Source organism: Kosakonia sp. H02 (assembly GCA_030704225.1).
Lineage (GTDB): Bacteria > Pseudomonadota > Gammaproteobacteria > Enterobacterales > Enterobacteriaceae > Kosakonia.
The window spans coordinates 1,713,103-1,730,801 of record CP131915.1 but is presented as its reverse complement, the minus strand read 5'-3'; the positions used below and the strand labels follow the sequence as shown (position 1 = coordinate 1,730,801).

At 55.5% G+C, this 17,699-nt stretch carries 16 protein-coding genes; 13 read left to right on the top strand and 3 right to left on the bottom strand.

Going from position 1 to position 17,699, the window contains the following annotated elements; all coding sequences use genetic code 11:
- Nucleotides 1-165 precede the first annotated feature (165 nt).
- The 3 genes from Q5705_08245 to hcr all read left to right on the top strand — a co-directional run bounded on the left by Q5705_08245 (nucleotide 166) and on the right by hcr (nucleotide 3,846).
- Entirely contained in the window at nucleotides 166-1,065 is a 900-nt protein-coding gene (locus Q5705_08245) for a lysine exporter LysO family protein (protein WLI78515.1), read from the top strand.
- Between the two features lie 149 nt (nucleotides 1,066-1,214).
- Nucleotides 1,215-2,867, top strand: coding sequence for a hydroxylamine reductase (hcp, locus tag Q5705_08240; protein WLI78514.1), 1,653 nt, complete (start codon nucleotides 1,215-1,217; stop codon nucleotides 2,865-2,867).
- A 10-nt stretch (nucleotides 2,868-2,877) separates the two neighbouring features.
- Nucleotides 2,878-3,846 carry an NADH oxidoreductase gene (gene hcr / locus Q5705_08235; protein WLI78513.1) on the top strand — a complete coding sequence of 323 codons (969 nt, stop codon included), beginning with the start codon at nucleotides 2,878-2,880 and terminating at the stop codon, nucleotides 3,844-3,846.
- Nucleotides 3,847-3,941: 95 nt separating this feature from the next.
- Here hcr and Q5705_08230 read toward each other — a convergent pair whose 3' ends face one another.
- Entirely contained in the window at nucleotides 3,942-4,370 is a 429-nt protein-coding gene (locus Q5705_08230) for a DoxX family protein (GenBank protein WLI78512.1), read from the bottom strand.
- A 152-nt stretch (nucleotides 4,371-4,522) separates the two neighbouring features.
- Between Q5705_08230 and poxB the strand changes: the two genes are divergently transcribed.
- The 4 genes from poxB (at nucleotide 4,523) to Q5705_08210 (ending at nucleotide 9,829) form a co-directional block, all read left to right on the top strand.
- A complete protein-coding gene (gene poxB / locus Q5705_08225) occupies nucleotides 4,523-6,241 on the top strand; it encodes a ubiquinone-dependent pyruvate dehydrogenase (GenBank protein WLI78511.1) in 1,719 nt (572 codons plus the stop codon).
- Between the two features lie 38 nt (nucleotides 6,242-6,279).
- On the top strand, nucleotides 6,280-7,278 hold the full coding sequence (gene ltaE / locus Q5705_08220; protein WLI78510.1) for a low-specificity L-threonine aldolase: 999 nt from the start codon (nucleotides 6,280-6,282) through the stop codon (nucleotides 7,276-7,278).
- Between the two features lie 10 nt (nucleotides 7,279-7,288).
- Nucleotides 7,289-8,725: a DUF2867 domain-containing protein gene (locus Q5705_08215; protein WLI78509.1), complete on the top strand. Its 1,437-nt coding sequence runs from the start codon at nucleotides 7,289-7,291 to the stop codon at nucleotides 8,723-8,725.
- Nucleotides 8,726-8,815: 90 nt separating this feature from the next.
- The gene (locus Q5705_08210) at nucleotides 8,816-9,829 is read left to right on the top strand and encodes an NAD(P)-dependent oxidoreductase (GenBank protein ID WLI78508.1); all 1,014 of its coding nucleotides are present in this window, start codon (nucleotides 8,816-8,818) and stop codon (nucleotides 9,827-9,829) included.
- Nucleotides 9,830-9,843: 14 nt separating this feature from the next.
- Here the strand turns inward: Q5705_08210 and Q5705_08205 are convergent, their stop codons facing one another.
- Nucleotides 9,844-10,692, bottom strand: coding sequence for an N-acetylmuramoyl-L-alanine amidase (locus Q5705_08205; GenBank protein ID WLI78507.1), 849 nt, complete (start codon nucleotides 10,690-10,692; stop codon nucleotides 9,844-9,846).
- 101 nt (nucleotides 10,693-10,793) lie between these two features.
- On the opposite strand from Q5705_08205, the gene Q5705_08200 reads away from it, so the two are divergent.
- The 6 genes from Q5705_08200 (at nucleotide 10,794) to artJ (ending at nucleotide 15,293) form a co-directional block, all read left to right on the top strand.
- The gene (locus Q5705_08200; protein WLI78506.1) at nucleotides 10,794-11,309 is read left to right on the top strand and encodes a lipoprotein; all 516 of its coding nucleotides are present in this window, start codon (nucleotides 10,794-10,796) and stop codon (nucleotides 11,307-11,309) included.
- A gap of 208 nt (nucleotides 11,310-11,517) precedes the next feature.
- Nucleotides 11,518-12,246, top strand: a complete 729-nt coding sequence (gene artP / locus Q5705_08195; protein ID WLI78505.1) for an arginine ABC transporter ATP-binding protein ArtP — start codon at nucleotides 11,518-11,520, stop codon at nucleotides 12,244-12,246.
- A gap of 19 nt (nucleotides 12,247-12,265) precedes the next feature.
- Nucleotides 12,266-12,997 carry an arginine ABC transporter substrate-binding protein ArtI gene (gene artI, locus Q5705_08190; GenBank protein WLI78504.1) on the top strand — a complete coding sequence of 244 codons (732 nt, stop codon included), beginning with the start codon at nucleotides 12,266-12,268 and terminating at the stop codon, nucleotides 12,995-12,997.
- 6 nt (nucleotides 12,998-13,003) lie between these two features.
- Nucleotides 13,004-13,720 carry an arginine ABC transporter permease ArtQ gene (gene artQ / locus Q5705_08185; protein ID WLI78503.1) on the top strand — a complete coding sequence of 239 codons (717 nt, stop codon included), beginning with the start codon at nucleotides 13,004-13,006 and terminating at the stop codon, nucleotides 13,718-13,720.
- The gene (gene artM, locus Q5705_08180) at nucleotides 13,720-14,388 is read left to right on the top strand and encodes an arginine ABC transporter permease ArtM (GenBank protein WLI78502.1); all 669 of its coding nucleotides are present in this window, start codon (nucleotides 13,720-13,722) and stop codon (nucleotides 14,386-14,388) included. The genes artQ and artM overlap by 1 nt, the downstream gene beginning before the upstream one ends.
- Before the next feature lie 173 nt (nucleotides 14,389-14,561).
- Entirely contained in the window at nucleotides 14,562-15,293 is a 732-nt protein-coding gene (gene artJ, locus Q5705_08175; GenBank protein ID WLI78501.1) for an arginine ABC transporter substrate-binding protein ArtJ, read from the top strand.
- A 50-nt stretch (nucleotides 15,294-15,343) separates the two neighbouring features.
- On the opposite strand, the gene Q5705_08170 is transcribed toward artJ, so the two are convergent.
- The gene (locus Q5705_08170) at nucleotides 15,344-17,671 is read right to left on the bottom strand and encodes an FdhF/YdeP family oxidoreductase (GenBank protein ID WLI78500.1); all 2,328 of its coding nucleotides are present in this window, start codon (nucleotides 17,669-17,671) and stop codon (nucleotides 15,344-15,346) included.
- Nucleotides 17,672-17,699: the final 28 nt, after the last annotated feature.

Genomic DNA, 17,699 nt, shown 5'->3' with positions numbered 1-17,699 from the left:
CTCTGTTTGCTGCATTCTCCCTGCGCAAGAAGTATAGCGGGATGATCTCACCCCGACGATGGCTATCCATTGCATAAAATCTCTCAGATTTCGCAGCTTTACTCACTTTCCGCCTTTCGGTAGTGTGTGCGTGCTTTTAAATTTCTTTAAGGATTCGGGCTGTTCATGTTTTCAGGATTGTTAATTATTCTTCTGCCTCTGATCGCGGGTTATCTTATCCCTCTGCGTCACACTGGCGCACTCAAACTGATTAATAAACTGCTCAGTTGGATTGTTTATCTGATCCTGTTTTTCATGGGTATCAGCCTTGCCTTTCTCGATAACCTTAGCGCTAACCTGCTGTCGATATTGCACTATTCAGCGGTAAGCGTAGTGATTATTCTGCTGTGCAACGCCGTTGCGCTGCTGTGGCTGGAACGCTCGTTACCGTGGAATCATCATCACCAACTGGAAAAATTGCCTTCGCGCGTGGCGATGGCGCTGGAGTCTTTACGCCTGTGCGGCGTGGTGGTGCTCGGTTTTGTGATTGGCCTGAGCGGGCTGGCCTTTTTGCAGCACGCCACCGATGCCAGCGAATATACGTTGATTTTCCTGCTCCTGCTGGTGGGCATCCAGCTACGCAATAGCGGTATGACCCTCAAACAGATTGTGCTCAACCGTCGCGGGATAATTATCGCCGTAGTCGTGGCGGCCAGTTCGCTGGTGGGTGGTATCATCAATGCCATGATCCTCGATCTACCGCTGAAAACCGGTCTGGCGATGGCCTCCGGTTTTGGCTGGTATTCGTTATCTGGCATTTTGCTGACGGAATCCTTTGGCCCGGTAATTGGCAGCGCCGCCTTCTTTAACGATCTGGCGCGTGAACTGATTGCCATTATGCTGATTCCGGGTCTGGTGGGCCGCAGCCGCTCTACCGCGCTGGGTTTGTGTGGCGCAACCTCGATGGATTTCACCCTGCCCGTTTTGCAACGTTCTGGCGGGCTTGAACTGGTGCCTGCCGCCATTGTGCACGGCTTTCTTCTGAGCCTGCTGGTGCCGTTACTGATGGCGTTCTTTTCTGCCTGATACCGCTTTGGCGGTAAATTTTTGCCGCCAAAATTGCGCTAAATCAATATCCCCGTAGATTACCGACAAAAGCCCTTTCACGCCCCAGCACATAAGCCTAATCTTAAACATGTATTTAAAATATAACTTTAACAAAAGAAGGTGTGACCATGTTTTGTGTGCAATGTGAACAAACCATCCGTACCCCGGCAGGCAATGGCTGTTCTTACGCGCAGGGGATGTGCGGGAAAACTGCTGAAACCTCCGATCTTCAGGATTTGCTGATTGCCGCGTTACAGGGGCTCTCTGCCTGGGCCTGCAAAGCGCGTGATTACGATCTGATTGACCATGAGATTGACAACTTCGCGCCGCGTGCCTTCTTTTCAACGCTGACCAACGTGAATTTCGACTCTGCGCGCATTGTTGGCTACGCCCGCGAAGCGATCGCCAAACGTGAAGCGCTGAAAGCCCTGTGCCTCGCTATTGATCCACACGCCCATGTTGATAACCCGATGGCGGATCTGCACCTGGTGAGCGAGGATCTTGGCGCGTTACAGCGCCAGGCGGCGGAATTCACACCGAACAAAGACAAAGCCACGATTGGCGAAAATATTCTTGGCCTGCGCCTGCTGTGCCTGTACGGCCTGAAAGGCGCGGCGGCCTATATGGAACACGCGCATGTGCTGGGTCAGTACGACAACGATATTTATGCGCGTTACCACAAAATTATGGCGTGGCTCGGCACCTGGCCGGCGGATATGAACGCCCTGCTGGAGTGTTCAATGGAAATTGGCCAGATGAACTTCAGCGTGATGAGCATTCTCGACGCCGGTGAAACCAGCATGTACGGTCACCCGACGCCCACCCAGGTGAACGTGAAAGCGGTGGCCGGTAAATGCATCCTGATTTCCGGGCACGACCTGAAAGATCTCTATAACCTGCTGCAACAAACCGAAGGTACCGGCGTTAATGTGTATACCCACGGTGAAATGTTGCCAGCGCACGGTTATCCGGAGCTGCGTAAATTCAAACATCTGGTCGGGAATTACGGCAGTGGCTGGCAAAATCAGCAGGTGGAGTTTGCCCGCTTCCCTGGCCCCATTGTGATGACCTCAAACTGCATTATCGACCCGACTGTTGGTTCTTATGATGATCGTATCTGGACGCGCAGCATCGTCGGTTGGCCGGGCGTCAATCACCTGGAAGGCGACGATTTTGCCCCTGTGATCCGCCAGGCGCAGCAGATGTCCGGCTTCCCGTTTAGCGAAATCGAACACCTGATCACCGTTGGTTTTGGTCGCCAGACCCTGCTGGGCGCGGTCGATACGCTGATCGATCTGGTGAGCCGTGAAAAACTGCGTCACGTCTTCCTCGTGGGCGGCTGTGACGGCGCGCGCGGCGAACGCAACTACTTCACCGATTTCGCCACCCAGGTACCGGACGATTGCCTGATCCTGACGCTGGCCTGCGGTAAATACCGCTTTAACAAACTTGATTTCGGCAATATTGAAGGCCTGCCGCGCCTGGTCGATGCCGGACAGTGTAACGATGCTTACTCGGCGATTATTCTGGCGGTCACGCTGGCAGACAAACTGGGCTGCGGCGTCAACGATCTGCCGCTGTCGCTGGTGCTCTCCTGGTTCGAACAAAAAGCGATTGTGATTTTGCTGACCCTGCTCTCTCTCGGCGTCAAAAATATCGTCACCGGGCCGACCGCGCCGGGCTTCCTGACCCCGGATCTGCTGGCGGTTCTGAACGAGAAATTTGGCCTGCGCCAGGTCACTACCGTAGAACAGGATATGCAGCAGTTGCTGAGCGCGTAAGGAGCGATTTATGACCATGCCAACCCCTCAGTGCCCGTGGCGTATGCAGGTTCATCACATCCGCCAGGAGACGCCGGATGTCTGGACGCTCTCGCTGCTGTGCCACGATTACTATCCGTACCGCGCCGGGCAATACGCGCTGGTGAGTATTCGCAACAGCGCGCAGACGCTTCGCGCCTATACCATTTCGTCTACGCCGGGCATCAGCGAATACATTACGCTGACCATCCGCCGGATTGATGAAGGTGCAGGCTCGCAGTGGCTGACGCGCGAAGTGAAACGCGGCGATTATCTATGGCTTTCCGATGCGCAGGGGGAATTCACCTGCGATAACGAACCGAACGATAAGCTGTTGCTGCTGGCGGCAGGGTGCGGCGTGACGCCGATTATGTCAATGCGTCGCTGGCTGGCGAAATACCGCCCGCAGGCCGATGTGCAGGTGATTTTCAATGTGCGTTCACCGGACGACGTGATTTTTGCCGACGAGTGGCGCAACTACCCGGTGACGCTGGTGGCAGAGAACAACGCCACTGCTGGCTTTGCATCGGGTCGTTTGAGTCGCGACCTGCTCAACGCCGTGCCGGATCTTGCCTCGCGCACGGTGATGACCTGCGGTCCTGCGCCGTATATGGAATGGGTAGAGCAAGAAGTGAAAGCGCTCGGCGTAACGCGTTTCTTTAAAGAGCAGTTCTTCACACCAGTGGCTGAAGCCGCCACCAGCGGGCTGAAATTCAGCAAGCTGTCGCCGGTGAAAACCTTCTACGCGCCGGTGGGTAGCACGCTGCTGGAGGCGCTGGAAAGCAATAAAGTCCCGGTCAACGCCGCCTGTCGTGCGGGCGTATGCGGCTGTTGTAAAACGCAGGTGGTTTCTGGGGAGTATACGGTGAGCAGTACCATGACGCTGACGGAACAGGAGATTGCCGACGGTTTTGTGCTGGCTTGTTCCTGCCACCCGCAGGGGGATTTAGTATTGGCGTGATGAATTGAATTGCCGGATGGCGGCTACGCCTTATCCGGCCTACGAGAATGTGATTTTGTAGGCCGGATAAGCGCTTAGCGCCATCCGGCATTATTTCACTTCCAGGCGGGAGCCACGGAATAACGCCCCGCGCCCATAAACGCGATCGCCAGCGCGGCGATAAAGTAATACACCACGCTTTCAATTGCCCATGCGCCCGTTTTATCCAGCGTAAAGGTAATTTCAGTATCCACCATCAACCACGCCACAACCATGGTGAATGCCAGCACCAATGCCGATGGACGCGTAAAAATGCCGAGAATAATCAAAATCGGACACAGCACTTCGCCCACCAACACGCCGTAGGCAATGAAACCGGGAAACCCTTTCGCCACCAGCATCCCGGCAATCCCATCGACACCACCAATTAATTTGTGCAGCCCGTGGAATAACATCAGGCCACCGACCGCCAGACGTAACAGCAGCCGACCAAAATCGTCATGGGAGAACATATTATTGACTGAATTTAACAATGATTTAACCATTTGAAATGATTCCTGTTTTCATCGACAGTTACAAAACTATGCCGTTTCGTAATTAAAATAAACCCCCGTTTTACTTATGGACATAATAATTCCGCTCCGTGACCGCTTCATTGTCTAAGCTTGTAAGCACGATCACAAAAAGGAGCGTCATCATGAAACAGACAGTGGCCGCGTATATCGCCAAAACCCTGGAACAGGCTGGCGTAAAACGGATTTGGGGCGTCACCGGTGACTCCCTTAACGGACTTAGCGACAGCCTGAACCGCATGGGCACCATCGACTGGATGCCAACCCGTCACGAAGAGGTCGCCGCCTTTGCCGCTGGCGCGGAAGCGCAACTGACCGGCGAACTGGCGGTCTGTGCAGGTTCCTGCGGGCCGGGTAATTTGCATTTAATCAATGGCCTGTTTGACTGCCACCGCAACCATGTTCCGGTGCTCGCCATCGCCGCGCATATTCCGTCGAGCGAAATCGGCAGCGGCTATTTTCAGGAAACCCATCCACAAGAACTCTTTCGCGAGTGCAGCCACTATTGCGAGCTGGTTTCCAACCCGGATCAGATCCCGCAAGTGCTGGCGATCGCCATGCGCAAAGCCATACTCAACAAAGGCGTTTCCGTGGTGGTCTTGCCAGGCGATGTGGCGCTGAAGCCCGCGCCGGAAAGCGCCAGCAGCCACTGGTACAGCGCGCCGCAACCGGTTGTCGTGCCCACAGAGCAAGAGCTGCATAAACTGGCGCAACTGCTGCGCTACTCCAGCAATGTCGCGCTGATGTGCGGTAGCGGCTGCGCCGGGGCACACAAAGAACTACTGGAATTTGCCGGTAAACTCAACGCCCCCATCGTGCATGCCATGCGCGGCAAAGAGCATGTGGAATATGCCAACCCTTACGATGTCGGCATGACCGGGCTGATTGGTTTTTCATCCGGCTTCCATACCATGATGAACGCCGACACGCTCGTGCTGCTCGGCACGCAATTCCCCTATCGTGCGTTCTACCCGACCGACGCGAAAATCATCCAGATTGATATCAACCCGGCAAGCCTCGGCGCGCACAGTAAAGTCGATATGGCGCTGGTGGGCGATATCAAAGCCACACTCGCCGCCCTGTTGCCGCTGCTGGAGGCGAAAACCGACCGCACATTCCTTGATAAAGCGCTGGAAGATTACCGTGATGCGCGCAAAGGGCTGGATGAACTGGCGAAACCGAGCGAGAAAGCGATACACCCGCAATATCTGGCGCAGCAAATCAGCCATTTTGCTGCTGATGACGCGATTTTCACCTGCGATGTCGGCACGCCCACCGTCTGGGCAGCACGTTATTTGAAAATGAACGGCAAACGCCGGTTGATTGGCTCTTTTAACCACGGTTCGATGGCGAACGCCATGCCGCAGGCGCTCGGCGCGAAAGCCACCTACCCGGACCGGCAAGTAGTGGCGCTGTGCGGCGATGGCGGTTTCAGCATGTTGATGGGTGATTTTCTCTCGGTGGCGCAGATGAAGCTGCCGCTAAAAATCATCGTCTTTAACAACAGCGTGCTCGGCTTTGTGGCGATGGAGATGAAAGCGGGCGGCTATCTCACTGACGGCACTGAATTGCAGGACACCAACTTTGCCCGCATCGCCGAAGCCTGCGGCATTACCGGCATCCGCGTGGAAAAATCCGCCGATGTTGATGAGGCGCTGCAACGCGCGTTCTCCATTGATGGCCCGGTGCTGGTCGATGTCACGGTGGCGAAAGAGGAGTTGGCTATTCCGCCGCAAATCAAGCTGGAGCAGGCCAAAGGCTTCAGTTTGTATATGATGCGCGCCATTATCAGCGGGCGCGGCGACGAGGTTATCGAACTGGCGAAAACCAACTGGCTCAGGTAAAACAGAGGGCATTACCTATCGCAAGTTAAGGAAATGCCGTGATTGATTTACGCAGTGATACCGTAACCCGACCAGGCCGCGCCATGCTGGAACAGATGATGGCCGCCCCGGTCGGAGATGATGTTTACGGTGACGACCCGACGGTGAACGAACTGCAACAATACGCCGCTGACCTCAGCGGCAAAGAAGCCGCCCTGTTTCTGCCTACCGGCACGCAAGCCAACCTGGTGGCGCTGCTCAGCCATTGTGAGCGCGGCGAAGAGTATATCGTCGGTCAGGGCGCGCATAACTACCTCTACGAAGCCGGTGGCGCAGCGGTGCTCGGCAGCATTCAACCTCAGCCCATCGACGCGGCCGCTGACGGCACCCTGCCGCTAGATAAAGTCGCGGCGAAGATCAAAGCTGATGATATCCACTTCGCGCGCACTAAATTGCTCAGCCTGGAAAACACCCACAACGGCAAAGTCCTGCCGCGCGACTACCTGAAACAGGCGTGGGAATTTACCCGCGAGCGCGGGCTGGCGCTGCACGTTGATGGCGCGCGTATCTTCAATGCGCTGGTGGAATATGGCTGCGAATTAAAAGATATCGCGCACTATTGCGACTCGTTCACTATCTGCCTATCCAAAGGCCTTGGTACGCCAGTGGGGTCGCTGCTGGTGGGCGAACGAGCCTATATCGCCCGCGCTAACCGCTGGCGCAAGATGACCGGCGGCGGGATGCGCCAGGCGGGCATTCTCGCCGCAGCGGGTCTCTATGCGCTGAAAAACAATGTCGCGCGGTTAAAAGAGGATCACGACAACGCCGCCTGGCTGGCAACGCAACTGCGCGAGATTGGCGCGGATGTGATGCGTCACGACACCAATATGCTGTTTGTACGCATGGGCGATGATGCCGCTGAGCTGGGCGCGTTTCTGCGCGAGCGCGACGTGTTGGTAAACGTTTCACCGGTGGTGCGCCTGGTCACGCATCTGGATGTTAATCGCCAGCAATTGACCGAATTAGTGCGCCACTGGCAGGCCTTTTTACAGCGCTAAGGAGCGAAACGTGGCGCAGCGGATTGGCGTGCTCGGCGCCAGCGGCTATATCGGCCAGCGGCTGGTAAAGGCATTAAGCCAGCAGGGACATCAGGTAAAAGCGGCGGCGCGGCACGTAGCGCGTTTGCAAAAACAGGCGTTGCCGGGCGTGAGCTATCACGCCATTGATCTCTTCTGGCCGCAGGACTTACCGGCACTGCTTGCTGATATCGATACGCTCTACTATCTGGTGCACAGCATGGGCGAGAGCGGGGATTTCGTCGCCCATGAACGGCAAATTGCACTCAATGTGCGCGATGCGCTGCGCGAGTCATCCGTCAAGCAGGTGATCTTTCTGAGTTCGTTACAGGCAAAAGGCGCAACACACTCCGATCATCTGCTGGCCCGGCAATATACTGGCGATCTGCTGCGCACGGCGGGCGTACCGGTCACCGAACTACGCGCCGGGATCATTGTCGGTGCCGGTTCGGCGGCCTTCGAAGTGATGCGCGATATGGTGTTTAACCTGCCAGTGCTTACTCCGCCGCGCTGGGTGCGTTCACGAACCACGCCGATTGCGCTGGAAAATTTAATGCATTACCTGCTTGAGTTGCTGAATCATCCGGCTAACGAACATCGGGTGTTTGAGGCCGCCGGGCCGGAAGTGTTGAGTTACCAGCAGCAGTTTAGCCACTTTATGGCGGTTAGCGGCGTACATCGCCCGCTCATTCCCCTGCCGTTGCCGACGCGGCTGATTTCCGTCTGGTTTTTGCATCTCATCACCTCCGTGCCGCCCACCATTGCCAAAGCGCTAATTCAGGGATTGAAGCACGATCTGCTGGCCGATGACCGCGCGCTGCGTCGTCTGATCCCGCAGAGCTTAATCTCCTTTGATGACGCCGTGCGCCGCACCTTGCAGGAAGAGGAAAAGCTGGTGAATTCAAGCGACTGGGGTTACGACCCACAGGCGTTTTCCCGCTGGCGTCCACAATATGGCTACTACCCGAAACAGGCCGGTTATAGCGTGAAAACCCGCGCCAGTGCGCAGGCGCTATGGGAAGTAGTGAACCGCATCGGCGGCAAAGAGCGCTACTTTTTCGGCAATCTGCTGTGGCAAACCCGCGCCGCGCTGGACGGTGTGATCGGCCATACTTTGCCGCGCGGGCGACCGGAGCGCCCCTTTTTACAGGTGGGTGATGCAGTGGATAGCTGGAAAGTGATCATCGTCGAGCCAGAACAACAACTCGCGTTGCTGTTTGGGATGAAAGCGCCGGGGCTTGGGCGGCTGACCTTTACCCTGACGGACAACGGCGATCACCGGGTGCTGGACGTACGCGCCTGGTGGCATCCGCACGGCATGCCGGGGCTGTTTTACTGGCTGTTAATGTTCCCGGCGCATCTGTTTATCTTTCGCGGCATGGCGCAGCAAATCGCCAGGCTTGCGGAAGAAAGTAGTGAAAAAGTCTGAGCAGGACGCTTTTCTTTTAACAATCTCATTGCATCGGGGCGTGATTCACGGAAGAATGCCCGCGATAAACGCTTAACACAGTGGATTGATATGAAGGTACTGGTCACGGGCGCAACCAGCGGTTTAGGCCGAAACGCCGTCGAATATCTGCGTCAAAAAGGCATTACCGTCCGGGCGACCGGTCGCAATGAAGCGATGGGCAAACTGCTCAGTAAAATGGGCGCGGAATTTGTCCATGCCGATTTGACTCAACTGGTCTCTTCGCAGGCGAAAGTGATGCTCGCCGATATCGATACGCTGTGGCACTGCTCCAGCTTCACCTCGCCGTGGGGAACCCAGGAAGCGTTCGATCTTGCCAACGTACGTGCCACGCGCCGCCTTGGAGAATGGGCTGTCGCCTGGGGCGTGCGTAACTTTATTCATATCTCCTCCCCTTCTCTCTATTTTGATTATCACCACCATCACGACATCAACGAAGATTTCCGCCCGTCGCGCTTCGCCAACGAGTTCGCCCGCAGTAAAGCCGCTGGTGAACAGGTGATTGATTTGCTGGCGCAGGCTAACCCGCATACGCGGTTTACGATTTTGCGCCCGCAAAGCCTGTTCGGCCCCCACGATAAAGTCTTTATCCCGCGCCTGGCGCAGATGATGCAACATTACCGCAGCGTATTATTGCCGCGCGGTGGCGATGCGCTGGTGGATATGACCTATTACGAAAATGCGGTCCATGCGATGTGGCTGGCAAGCCAGCAGCACTGCGATACGCTGCCTTCCGGGCGCGCCTATAACATCACCAATGGCGAACCGCGATCCCTGCGCAGCATCGTGCAGACATTGATTGATGAGCTAAATATTCACTGCCGCATTCGCTCGGTGCCTTATGCCATGCTCGATATGGTCGCCCGCAGTATGGAGCGCTTTGGCGACAAGCGCGCGAAAGAGCCGGCGTTTACCCATTACGGCGTCTCGAAGCTTAATTTTGATTTCACGCTGGATATCAGCCGCGCGCAGCAGGAGCTGGGCTATACGCCGATTGTGACACTGGATGAGGGCATCAAACGCACGGCGTACTGGCTGAAAGATCACGGCAAACTGCACCGTTAAGCGGGTCGCAGGGATCATCCCGCCTGGCCGTATTTTTCCAGTAACGCCTCGGCGATAGCTAAGCTTTCAGCATCAGCGACGCCGTCCCACCGCGCCGGGCGAAAATGCATCTGAAACGCCATGATCACCCGCTTTTGTTGCAGCGGTGTCATGTACGGTTTGACGTCGTAGCCATAACGCGCCAGCAAATCCAGCAGTGTCGCGCTGTTGACCCGCTCATATTCCGCGCGGCCGTTAAGGTAAAATGCCACGCGCGCCGGATCGGGCCAGGCACCAATTCCCCGCGCCGCTAACAACTGCCAGGGAAATTGCGGGCCGGGATCATCTTTACGCTGCGGCGCAATGTCCGCATGGGCTACCACATTCTCCGGAGCAATGTGGTAACGCGCGACAATATCTTTTACTAATGGAATCAAGGCATTAATTTGCGCTTGCGCAAACGGGGCGAACGTTTTCCCGCTCGCCGTTTTCTGCCAGCCGCGGTTTTCCAGCTCAATGCCAATGGAGGTATCGTTGATGCGCGTTGCACCGCGCCAGAAGCTGGGGCCGGCATGCCAGGCGAGATCCTGCTCCGGCACCAGTTGCCAGATGCGCGGTTTGCCGTTTTCCCGCGGCGGATGCGCCGGGATTAAATAGTGAGAACTCACCTCTTTTCCCAGTAGTGTCGCCAGCGAGACATCAAAATCATCGGCCGTATAATGGAGAACCAACACTTTGATGCGCGGATAAGCCGCTTGCGCCCGGTAGCCGGTAACAAGTTGATAGCCCGGCTTTTCGATAACGCCTGCCTCTTTCTCTTTGTCCTTATCACTGGCGCAGCCTGCCAACATGAGCGCCAGCAGCAGTAATCCCCACTTTTTCATCACTCTCCCTTTTAACGTTCAATGCGTTACAACACACATTATGGGTTCAATACACTATTCTTGAAAAGTCGTGACTTCTGAACAGAAATAAGGAAATCCATATGCACTATTCAGTTTTGACTTTCGTCTTGCCGGGCGCGCTGCTCTTAAGCGCCTGTACCACCGTGACGCCCGCCTATAAGGATACCGGCTCACGCGTCGGTCCGTGCGTAGAAGGCGGCCCCGACACCGTGGCACAACAATTTTACGACTACCGCATTGCCCATCCGGGTACCGACTGGTCCGCGCTGCGTCCTTACCTGAGTGATGATTTAACAAAAATGCTCACCGCCGCCAACCGCGACGCGCGCAATAACACGCTGTTGAAAGCCGATCCGTTCTCCAGCCGCACCGTTGCGCCAGAGCACGCCGATGTCGCCAGCGCATCGACCATTCCGAATAGCGATGCGCGGAATATTCCACTGCGCGTAACGCTGACCAAAGGCGATCAGCACTGGCAGGATGAAGTGTTGATGATCCGCGAAGGACAGTGCTGGGCCATTGATGATGTGCGCTATCTTGGCGGCACGGTTCACGCCCCGGCCGGGACGCTGCGCCAGTCGATTGAACATCGTTGATTATTCAGTAAAGCAAACTTAACCCCCATAAAATGTCTGGCATTCCATAAGGAATGCCGACATTTATACCTGCTTCCCTCGCCGTTCGGTATTTTGTGCTAACTTTATGTAGTAACCTGGTTTATTTTTAAGTTTTAACGCACAAATATTGCATAACTATTCTGTCAACGTTACTATTTGCGGCCTCAATTGCTATCAGACTGCTTCGATGAGTATTAAATTAAACAGCATCAATTGCTTTTACGGCGCACATCAGGCGCTGTTCGATATCACACTGGATTGCCCGCAGGGTGAAACACTGGTGCTGCTCGGCCCAAGCGGCGCGGGTAAAAGTTCGCTGTTGCGCGTACTCAACCTGCTCGAAATGCCACGCTCCGGCCAGTTGACCATTGCAGGCAATCATTTTGACTTCGCCAAAACCCCGTCTGATAAAGCGATCCGCGAATTACGCCAGAACGTGGGCATGGTGTTTCAGCAATATAATCTCTGGCCGCATTTAACCGTGCAGCAAAACCTGATTGAAGCTCCGTGCCGCGTGCTTGGGTTACGCAAAGATCAGGCGCTGGAACGGGCTGAAAAGCTGCTGGAGCGTTTACGTCTCAAACCGTATAGCGATCGCTATCCGTTGCATTTGTCCGGCGGGCAGCAACAGCGTGTCGCTATCGCCCGCGCGCTGATGATGGAGCCGCAGGTGCTGCTGTTTGATGAACCTACTGCTGCGCTCGATCCTGAGATCACCGCGCAGATCGTCAGCATCATTCGTGAGCTGTCGGAAACCGGTATTACGCAAGTTATCGTGACCCACGAAGTGGAAGTGGCGCGCAAGACGGCCAGTCGCGTGGTGTATATGGAAAACGGTCACATTGTTGAGCAAGGGGATGCGGGCTGCTTTGCTGCGCCGCAGACCGACGCGTTTAAATACTACCTATCTCACTGAAGACCCGGGAATAATGACAATGAAAAAAGTACTGATTGCCGCGCTACTTGCAAGCGTCAGCCTTAGCGCCACAGCAGCCCAGACCATTCGTTTCGCCACCGAAGCGAGCTACCCTCCGTTTGAATCCACCGACGCTAACAATAAAATTGTTGGCTTTGATGTAGACCTGGCTAATGCGTTGTGTAAAGAGATCGACGCAACCTGTACCTTTACCAACCAGGCGTTTGACAGCCTGATCCCAAGCCTGAAATTCCGCCGCTTTGACGCCGTGATGGCCGGTATGGACATCACCCCGGAGCGTGAAAAACAGGTGCTGTTCACCACACCGTATTACGACAACTCTGCGCTGTTCGTGGGTCAACAGGGCAAATTCGCAAGTGTTGATCAGCTGAAAGGCAAACGCGTTGGCGTGCAGAACGGCACCACGCACCAGAAATTCATCACCGATAAACACCCGGAAATCACCACCGTGCCTTACGACAGCTACCAGAACGCGCGTCTGGATCTGCAAAACGGCCGTATCGATGCGGTATTTGGTGACACGGCGGTGGTGACCGAGTGGCTGAAAGCGGACGCCAAACTGGCCGCCGTGGGCGATAAAGTGACCGATAAAGATTACTTCGGCACGGGCCTTGGCATTGCCGTTCGCCAGGGCAACACCGAGTTGCAGCAGAAATTCAACACTGCGCTGGAAAAAGTGAAGAAAGATGGAACGTACCAGACCATCTATAACAAATGGTTCCAGAAGTAATCCTGAATGAATGAATTTTTTCCTTTAGCAAGCGCCGCCGGGATGACCGTCGGCCTTGCCGTCTGCGCACTGATCATCGGCCTGATTCTGGCGATGATCTTTGCTGTCTGGGAGTCCGTTAAGTGGCGTCCCATCGCCTGGATTGGCACCGCGCTGGTGACGATTTTTCGCGGCCTGCCGGAAATCCTGGTGGTGCTGTTTATCTACTTCGGCTCCTCGCAATTGCTGCTGATGCTCTCGGACGGCTTTGTCATCAACCTGGGCGTTGTGCAGATCCCGGTGCAGATGCAGATTGAAAACTTCGATGTCAGTCCGTTCCTGTGCGGCGTGATCGCCCTCTCCTTGCTGTACGCCGCTTACGCCTCGCAAACCCTGCGCGGTGCGTTAAAAGCGGTGCCGGACGGGCAACGCGAGTCCGGCCAGGCGCTGGGGTTGTCGAAAGGCGCGATTTTCTTTCGTCTGGTGATGCCGCAAATGTGGCGTCATGCGCTGCCGGGGCTGGGCAACCAGTGGCTGGTGCTGTTGAAGGATACCGCGCTGGTGTCGCTGATAAGCGTTAACGATTTGATGCTGCAAACCAAAAGTATCGCCACCCGCACTCAGGAGCCGTTTACCTGGTATATCGTGGCGGCGGCAATCTATCTGGTGATCACCTTGTTCAGCCAGTGGGTGCTTAAACGCATTGACCTGCGCGCGACGCGTTTTGAACGGAGGCCGGGATAATGCTTGAGTTTATGCCTGAGCTGTTCAAAGGCCTGCATACCAGTCTGACGCTGACCGTGGCTTCGCTGATTGCGGCCCTGATCCTGTCGGTGCTGTTTACCATCGTGCTTACGCTGAAAACGCCGGTGCTGGTGCAGATAGTGCGCGGCTACATTACGCTGTTTACCGGCACGCCGCTGCTGGTGCAGATCTTCCTGATTTATTACGGGCCGGGGCAATTCCCGTCGCTGCAAAATTATCCGGTGATCTGGCATCTGCTCTCTGAACCGTGGCTTTGCGCGATGCTGGCGCTGTCACTGAACAGCGCGGCCTACACCACGCAACTGTTTTACGGGGCGATCCGCGCCATCCCGGACGGGCAGTGGCAATCCTGCGGTGCGCTGGGGATGAGCAAGAAAGATACGCTGGCGATTTTGCTGCCGTATGCCTTTAAACGCGCGCTCTCTTCCTACTCCAACGAAGTGGTGCTGGTGTTTAAAAGCACCTCGCTGGCCTACACCATTACGCTGATGGAAGTAATGGGACACGGCCAGTTGCTGTATGGGCGCACCTATGACGTCACGGTGTTTGGCGCGGCAGGCTTGATTTATCTGGTGGTCAACGGCTTGTTGACGCTGATGATGCGCCTGATTGAGAGCAAAGCGCTGGCGTTCGAACGACGCAGCTAATTGCATAAATAACAATCAAAGGCGAGCTAATGCACTCATTACTCGCCTTTATTTTTGTCATCGATAAAATAATTAATCATGATATTTGAATATAAATTCATTTAATGGCATGGTTAGCCCCATGCCGCAGACACGGTAACAACAATAAGATAGACAGACAGGAGTTCAATATAATGAAAAAACTGATACTGGCCGCCCTTCTCGCCACGGTTGCCGCAGGTGCCTCTGCCGCCGATAAAATTAACTTTGGCGTTTCCGCCACTTATCCGCCGTTTGAATCAATGGATGCGAATAACAACATTGTCGGTTTTGATATCGATCTGGCAAACGCGCTGTGCAAGCAGATGCAGGCGAACTGTACCTTTACTAACCACGCCTTCGACAGCCTGATCCCGTCGCTGAAATTTAAAAAATATGACGCCGTGATTTCCGGTATGGACATTACGCCGGAGCGCAGCAAGCAGGTTGCGTTTACCGACCCGTACTACGCCAACTCCGCGCTGGTGATTGCCAAAAAAGATGCCTTCAAATCCTTTGAGGATCTCAAAGGCAAACGCATCGGCATGGAAAACGGCACCACCCATCAGAAATATTTGCAGGATAAACACCCGGAAGTGACTACCGTGGCGTATGACAGCTACCAGAACGCGATTATTGACCTGAAAAATGGCCGTATTGATGGCGTCTTTGGCGATACGGCAGTGGTCAACGAGTGGCTGAAAACCAACCCACAGTTGGGTGCAGCGACGCCGAAAGTGACCGATCCGCAATACTTCGGCACCGGCCTCGGCATCGCCGTGCGCCCGGATAACAAAGCACTTCTGGAAAAACTGAACGCCGCGCTGAAAGCGATTAAAGTTGACGGCACGTACCAGAAAATCAGCGATCAGTGGTTCCCGCAGTAATCGTGGGATGCTTTGCCCGGTGGCGCTTCGCTTACCGGGCCTGACTCCCTTTAACGCCGCGCGCCCGATGTGACAACCGGCACCTCGACGCGCTCCATCGCAATCGGGATGCTTTTATACGCCGGGATCCCACTTTTGGTATCGTGGCTATCCAGCGGCACCAGAATATTCGCCTCCGGGTAATACGCGCCCACCGAACCGGGTGCCATATCCAGCACCACAACAGTCAGATTTTCCATGCGCCGCGAGGTCAGGTTACCGTCAGGATCGAGAGCCACAATATTGACCTGATCGCCAACGCGCAATTCGCGTTTTTCCGCCTCATCGGCATTAATAAACAGCACATCCCGCCGCCCGGTGACGCCGCGATAACGGTCGTTCAGCCCATACAGCGTGGTGTTGTACTGATCGTGGCTACGCAATGTGGTCAGCACCAGATCGTGGCATTTCAGCGAACGTGGATCTTCATTAATCCCCTGCATCACTTTGAATTCGGCAAAGCCCGACGGCGTATTCCACACGCGCTCAGAAGCGGTATTGCGTAAGCGGAATCCACCCGGTTTTTTCACCCGCTCGTTGAAATTGCTGAATGCCGGGAAGACGGCTTCGATGGCATCACGAATATAGCTGTAATCGCTGACCATTTTTTCCCAGTCGACCACCGTGTCCGGCAGCGTCGCTTTCGCCAGCGCAGCAACCAACGCAGGTTCTGATTTAAGGTGCGGCGAAGCGGGCGTTAATGTGCCGCGCGAGGCATGGACCATCGACATGGAATCTTCCACCGTCACGCTCTGCACGCCCGAGGCTTGCATATCCGTTTCGGTACGTCCCAGCACCGGCAACAGATAATTATGTTTGCCCAACAGCAGGTGCGAGCGGTTCAGTTTGGTGGCCATATGCACCACCAAATCGAGCTTGCGCATCGCCGGGAACGTCGTAAGCGGGTCGGAAATCGCTTCCGCCAGATTGCCACCGAGGCACAGCAGCGCGTTGACTTTACCGTCACGCATCGCCTGAATCGCCGCTACAGCGCCATGCCCGTGTTCACGGGGCGGTTTAAAGCCAAAGACTTTTTCGATGTTATCGAGCAGCTCAGGATACGGGATTTCGGTAATGCCGACGGTACGGTCGCCCTGCACATTCGAGTGACCGCGCAGCGGACAAATGCCCGCCCCCTGTTTGCCGATATTGCCGCGCAGCAGCAGCAAGTTAGCAATTTGCTGCACGTTCTGTGTGCCGTACTGGTGCTGGGTGATGCCCATGCCGTAACAGATAATGGTGCGTTCCGCGTCGGCATACAGCCGGGCGATGTTCTGGATCTCTTTGCGCTCCATGCCAGAGACTTTAAGAATATGATCCCAGTCGGTCGCATCAAGATCGGCTTTCAGCGCCTCAAACCCCCGCGTGTGCTGGCGAATAAACACTTCGTCGATGACACCCGGCTCGCCTTTTGCCAGCGCCTCTTCATGCATCGACAGCAGGATCTTCATCACCCCTTTCAGCATCGCGGCATCGCCGCCGACCCGCACTTTGTAGTAGGTCGACGCCAGTTTGGTTGAGCTTAAGGCCAGCATCTCAATCGGGCTTTGCGGTGACGTAAAACGCTCCAGCCCCCTTTCGCGCAGCGGGTTGATGGCAACAATGGTTGCGCCGCGTCTGGAAACTTCACGCAGTGTACCAAGCATCCGCGGGTGGTTAGTGCCGGGGTTATGGCCGATACACAGCACCAGATCGCAATGGTCAAAATCTTCCAGCTCTACGGTGCCTTTGCCAACGCCAATGGATTCCGGCAGGCCGACGCTTGTCGGTTCGTGACACATGTTGGAGCAATCCGGGAAATTGTTAGTGCCGTACTCGCGGGCAAACAGTTGCCAGAGAAAAGCGGCTTCGTTCGAGGCGCGCCCGGAGGTGTAAAACTCGACGCTGTTGGGATCGTCATAGCTACGCAGCAGCTCGCCGATTTCGCGAAAAGCGGTCTCCCATGCAATGGGCTGGTACGTATCGCTGGCGGCATCATATTTCATCGGGTGCGTTAAGCGCCCCTCGCCTTCCAGCTCAAACGCGTTTCGCTCCCACAGTTCACTCACCGTGTGCGTGGCGAAAAATTCCGGCGTCGCGCGTTTACTGGTCGCCTCCCAGGAGACGGCCTTCGCGCCGTTTTCACAAAATTCAAAGGATGAGGTGTGCTGCGGATCGGGCCAGGCGCAGCCAGGGCAGTCAAAGCCCTGCGGCTGGTTTACTCTGAAGAGTGCAATCACGTCCTGCTTGACGGACATCTGGCCGCGTAACGCATCGGCAACCGCTTTTAACGCACCCCAGCCGCCTGCTGAACCGCCATAAGGTGCAATACCAATCGTTGATCGTTTTTGCTCTTTCATTCTGCCCCACATTGTCTGATGACCCTTT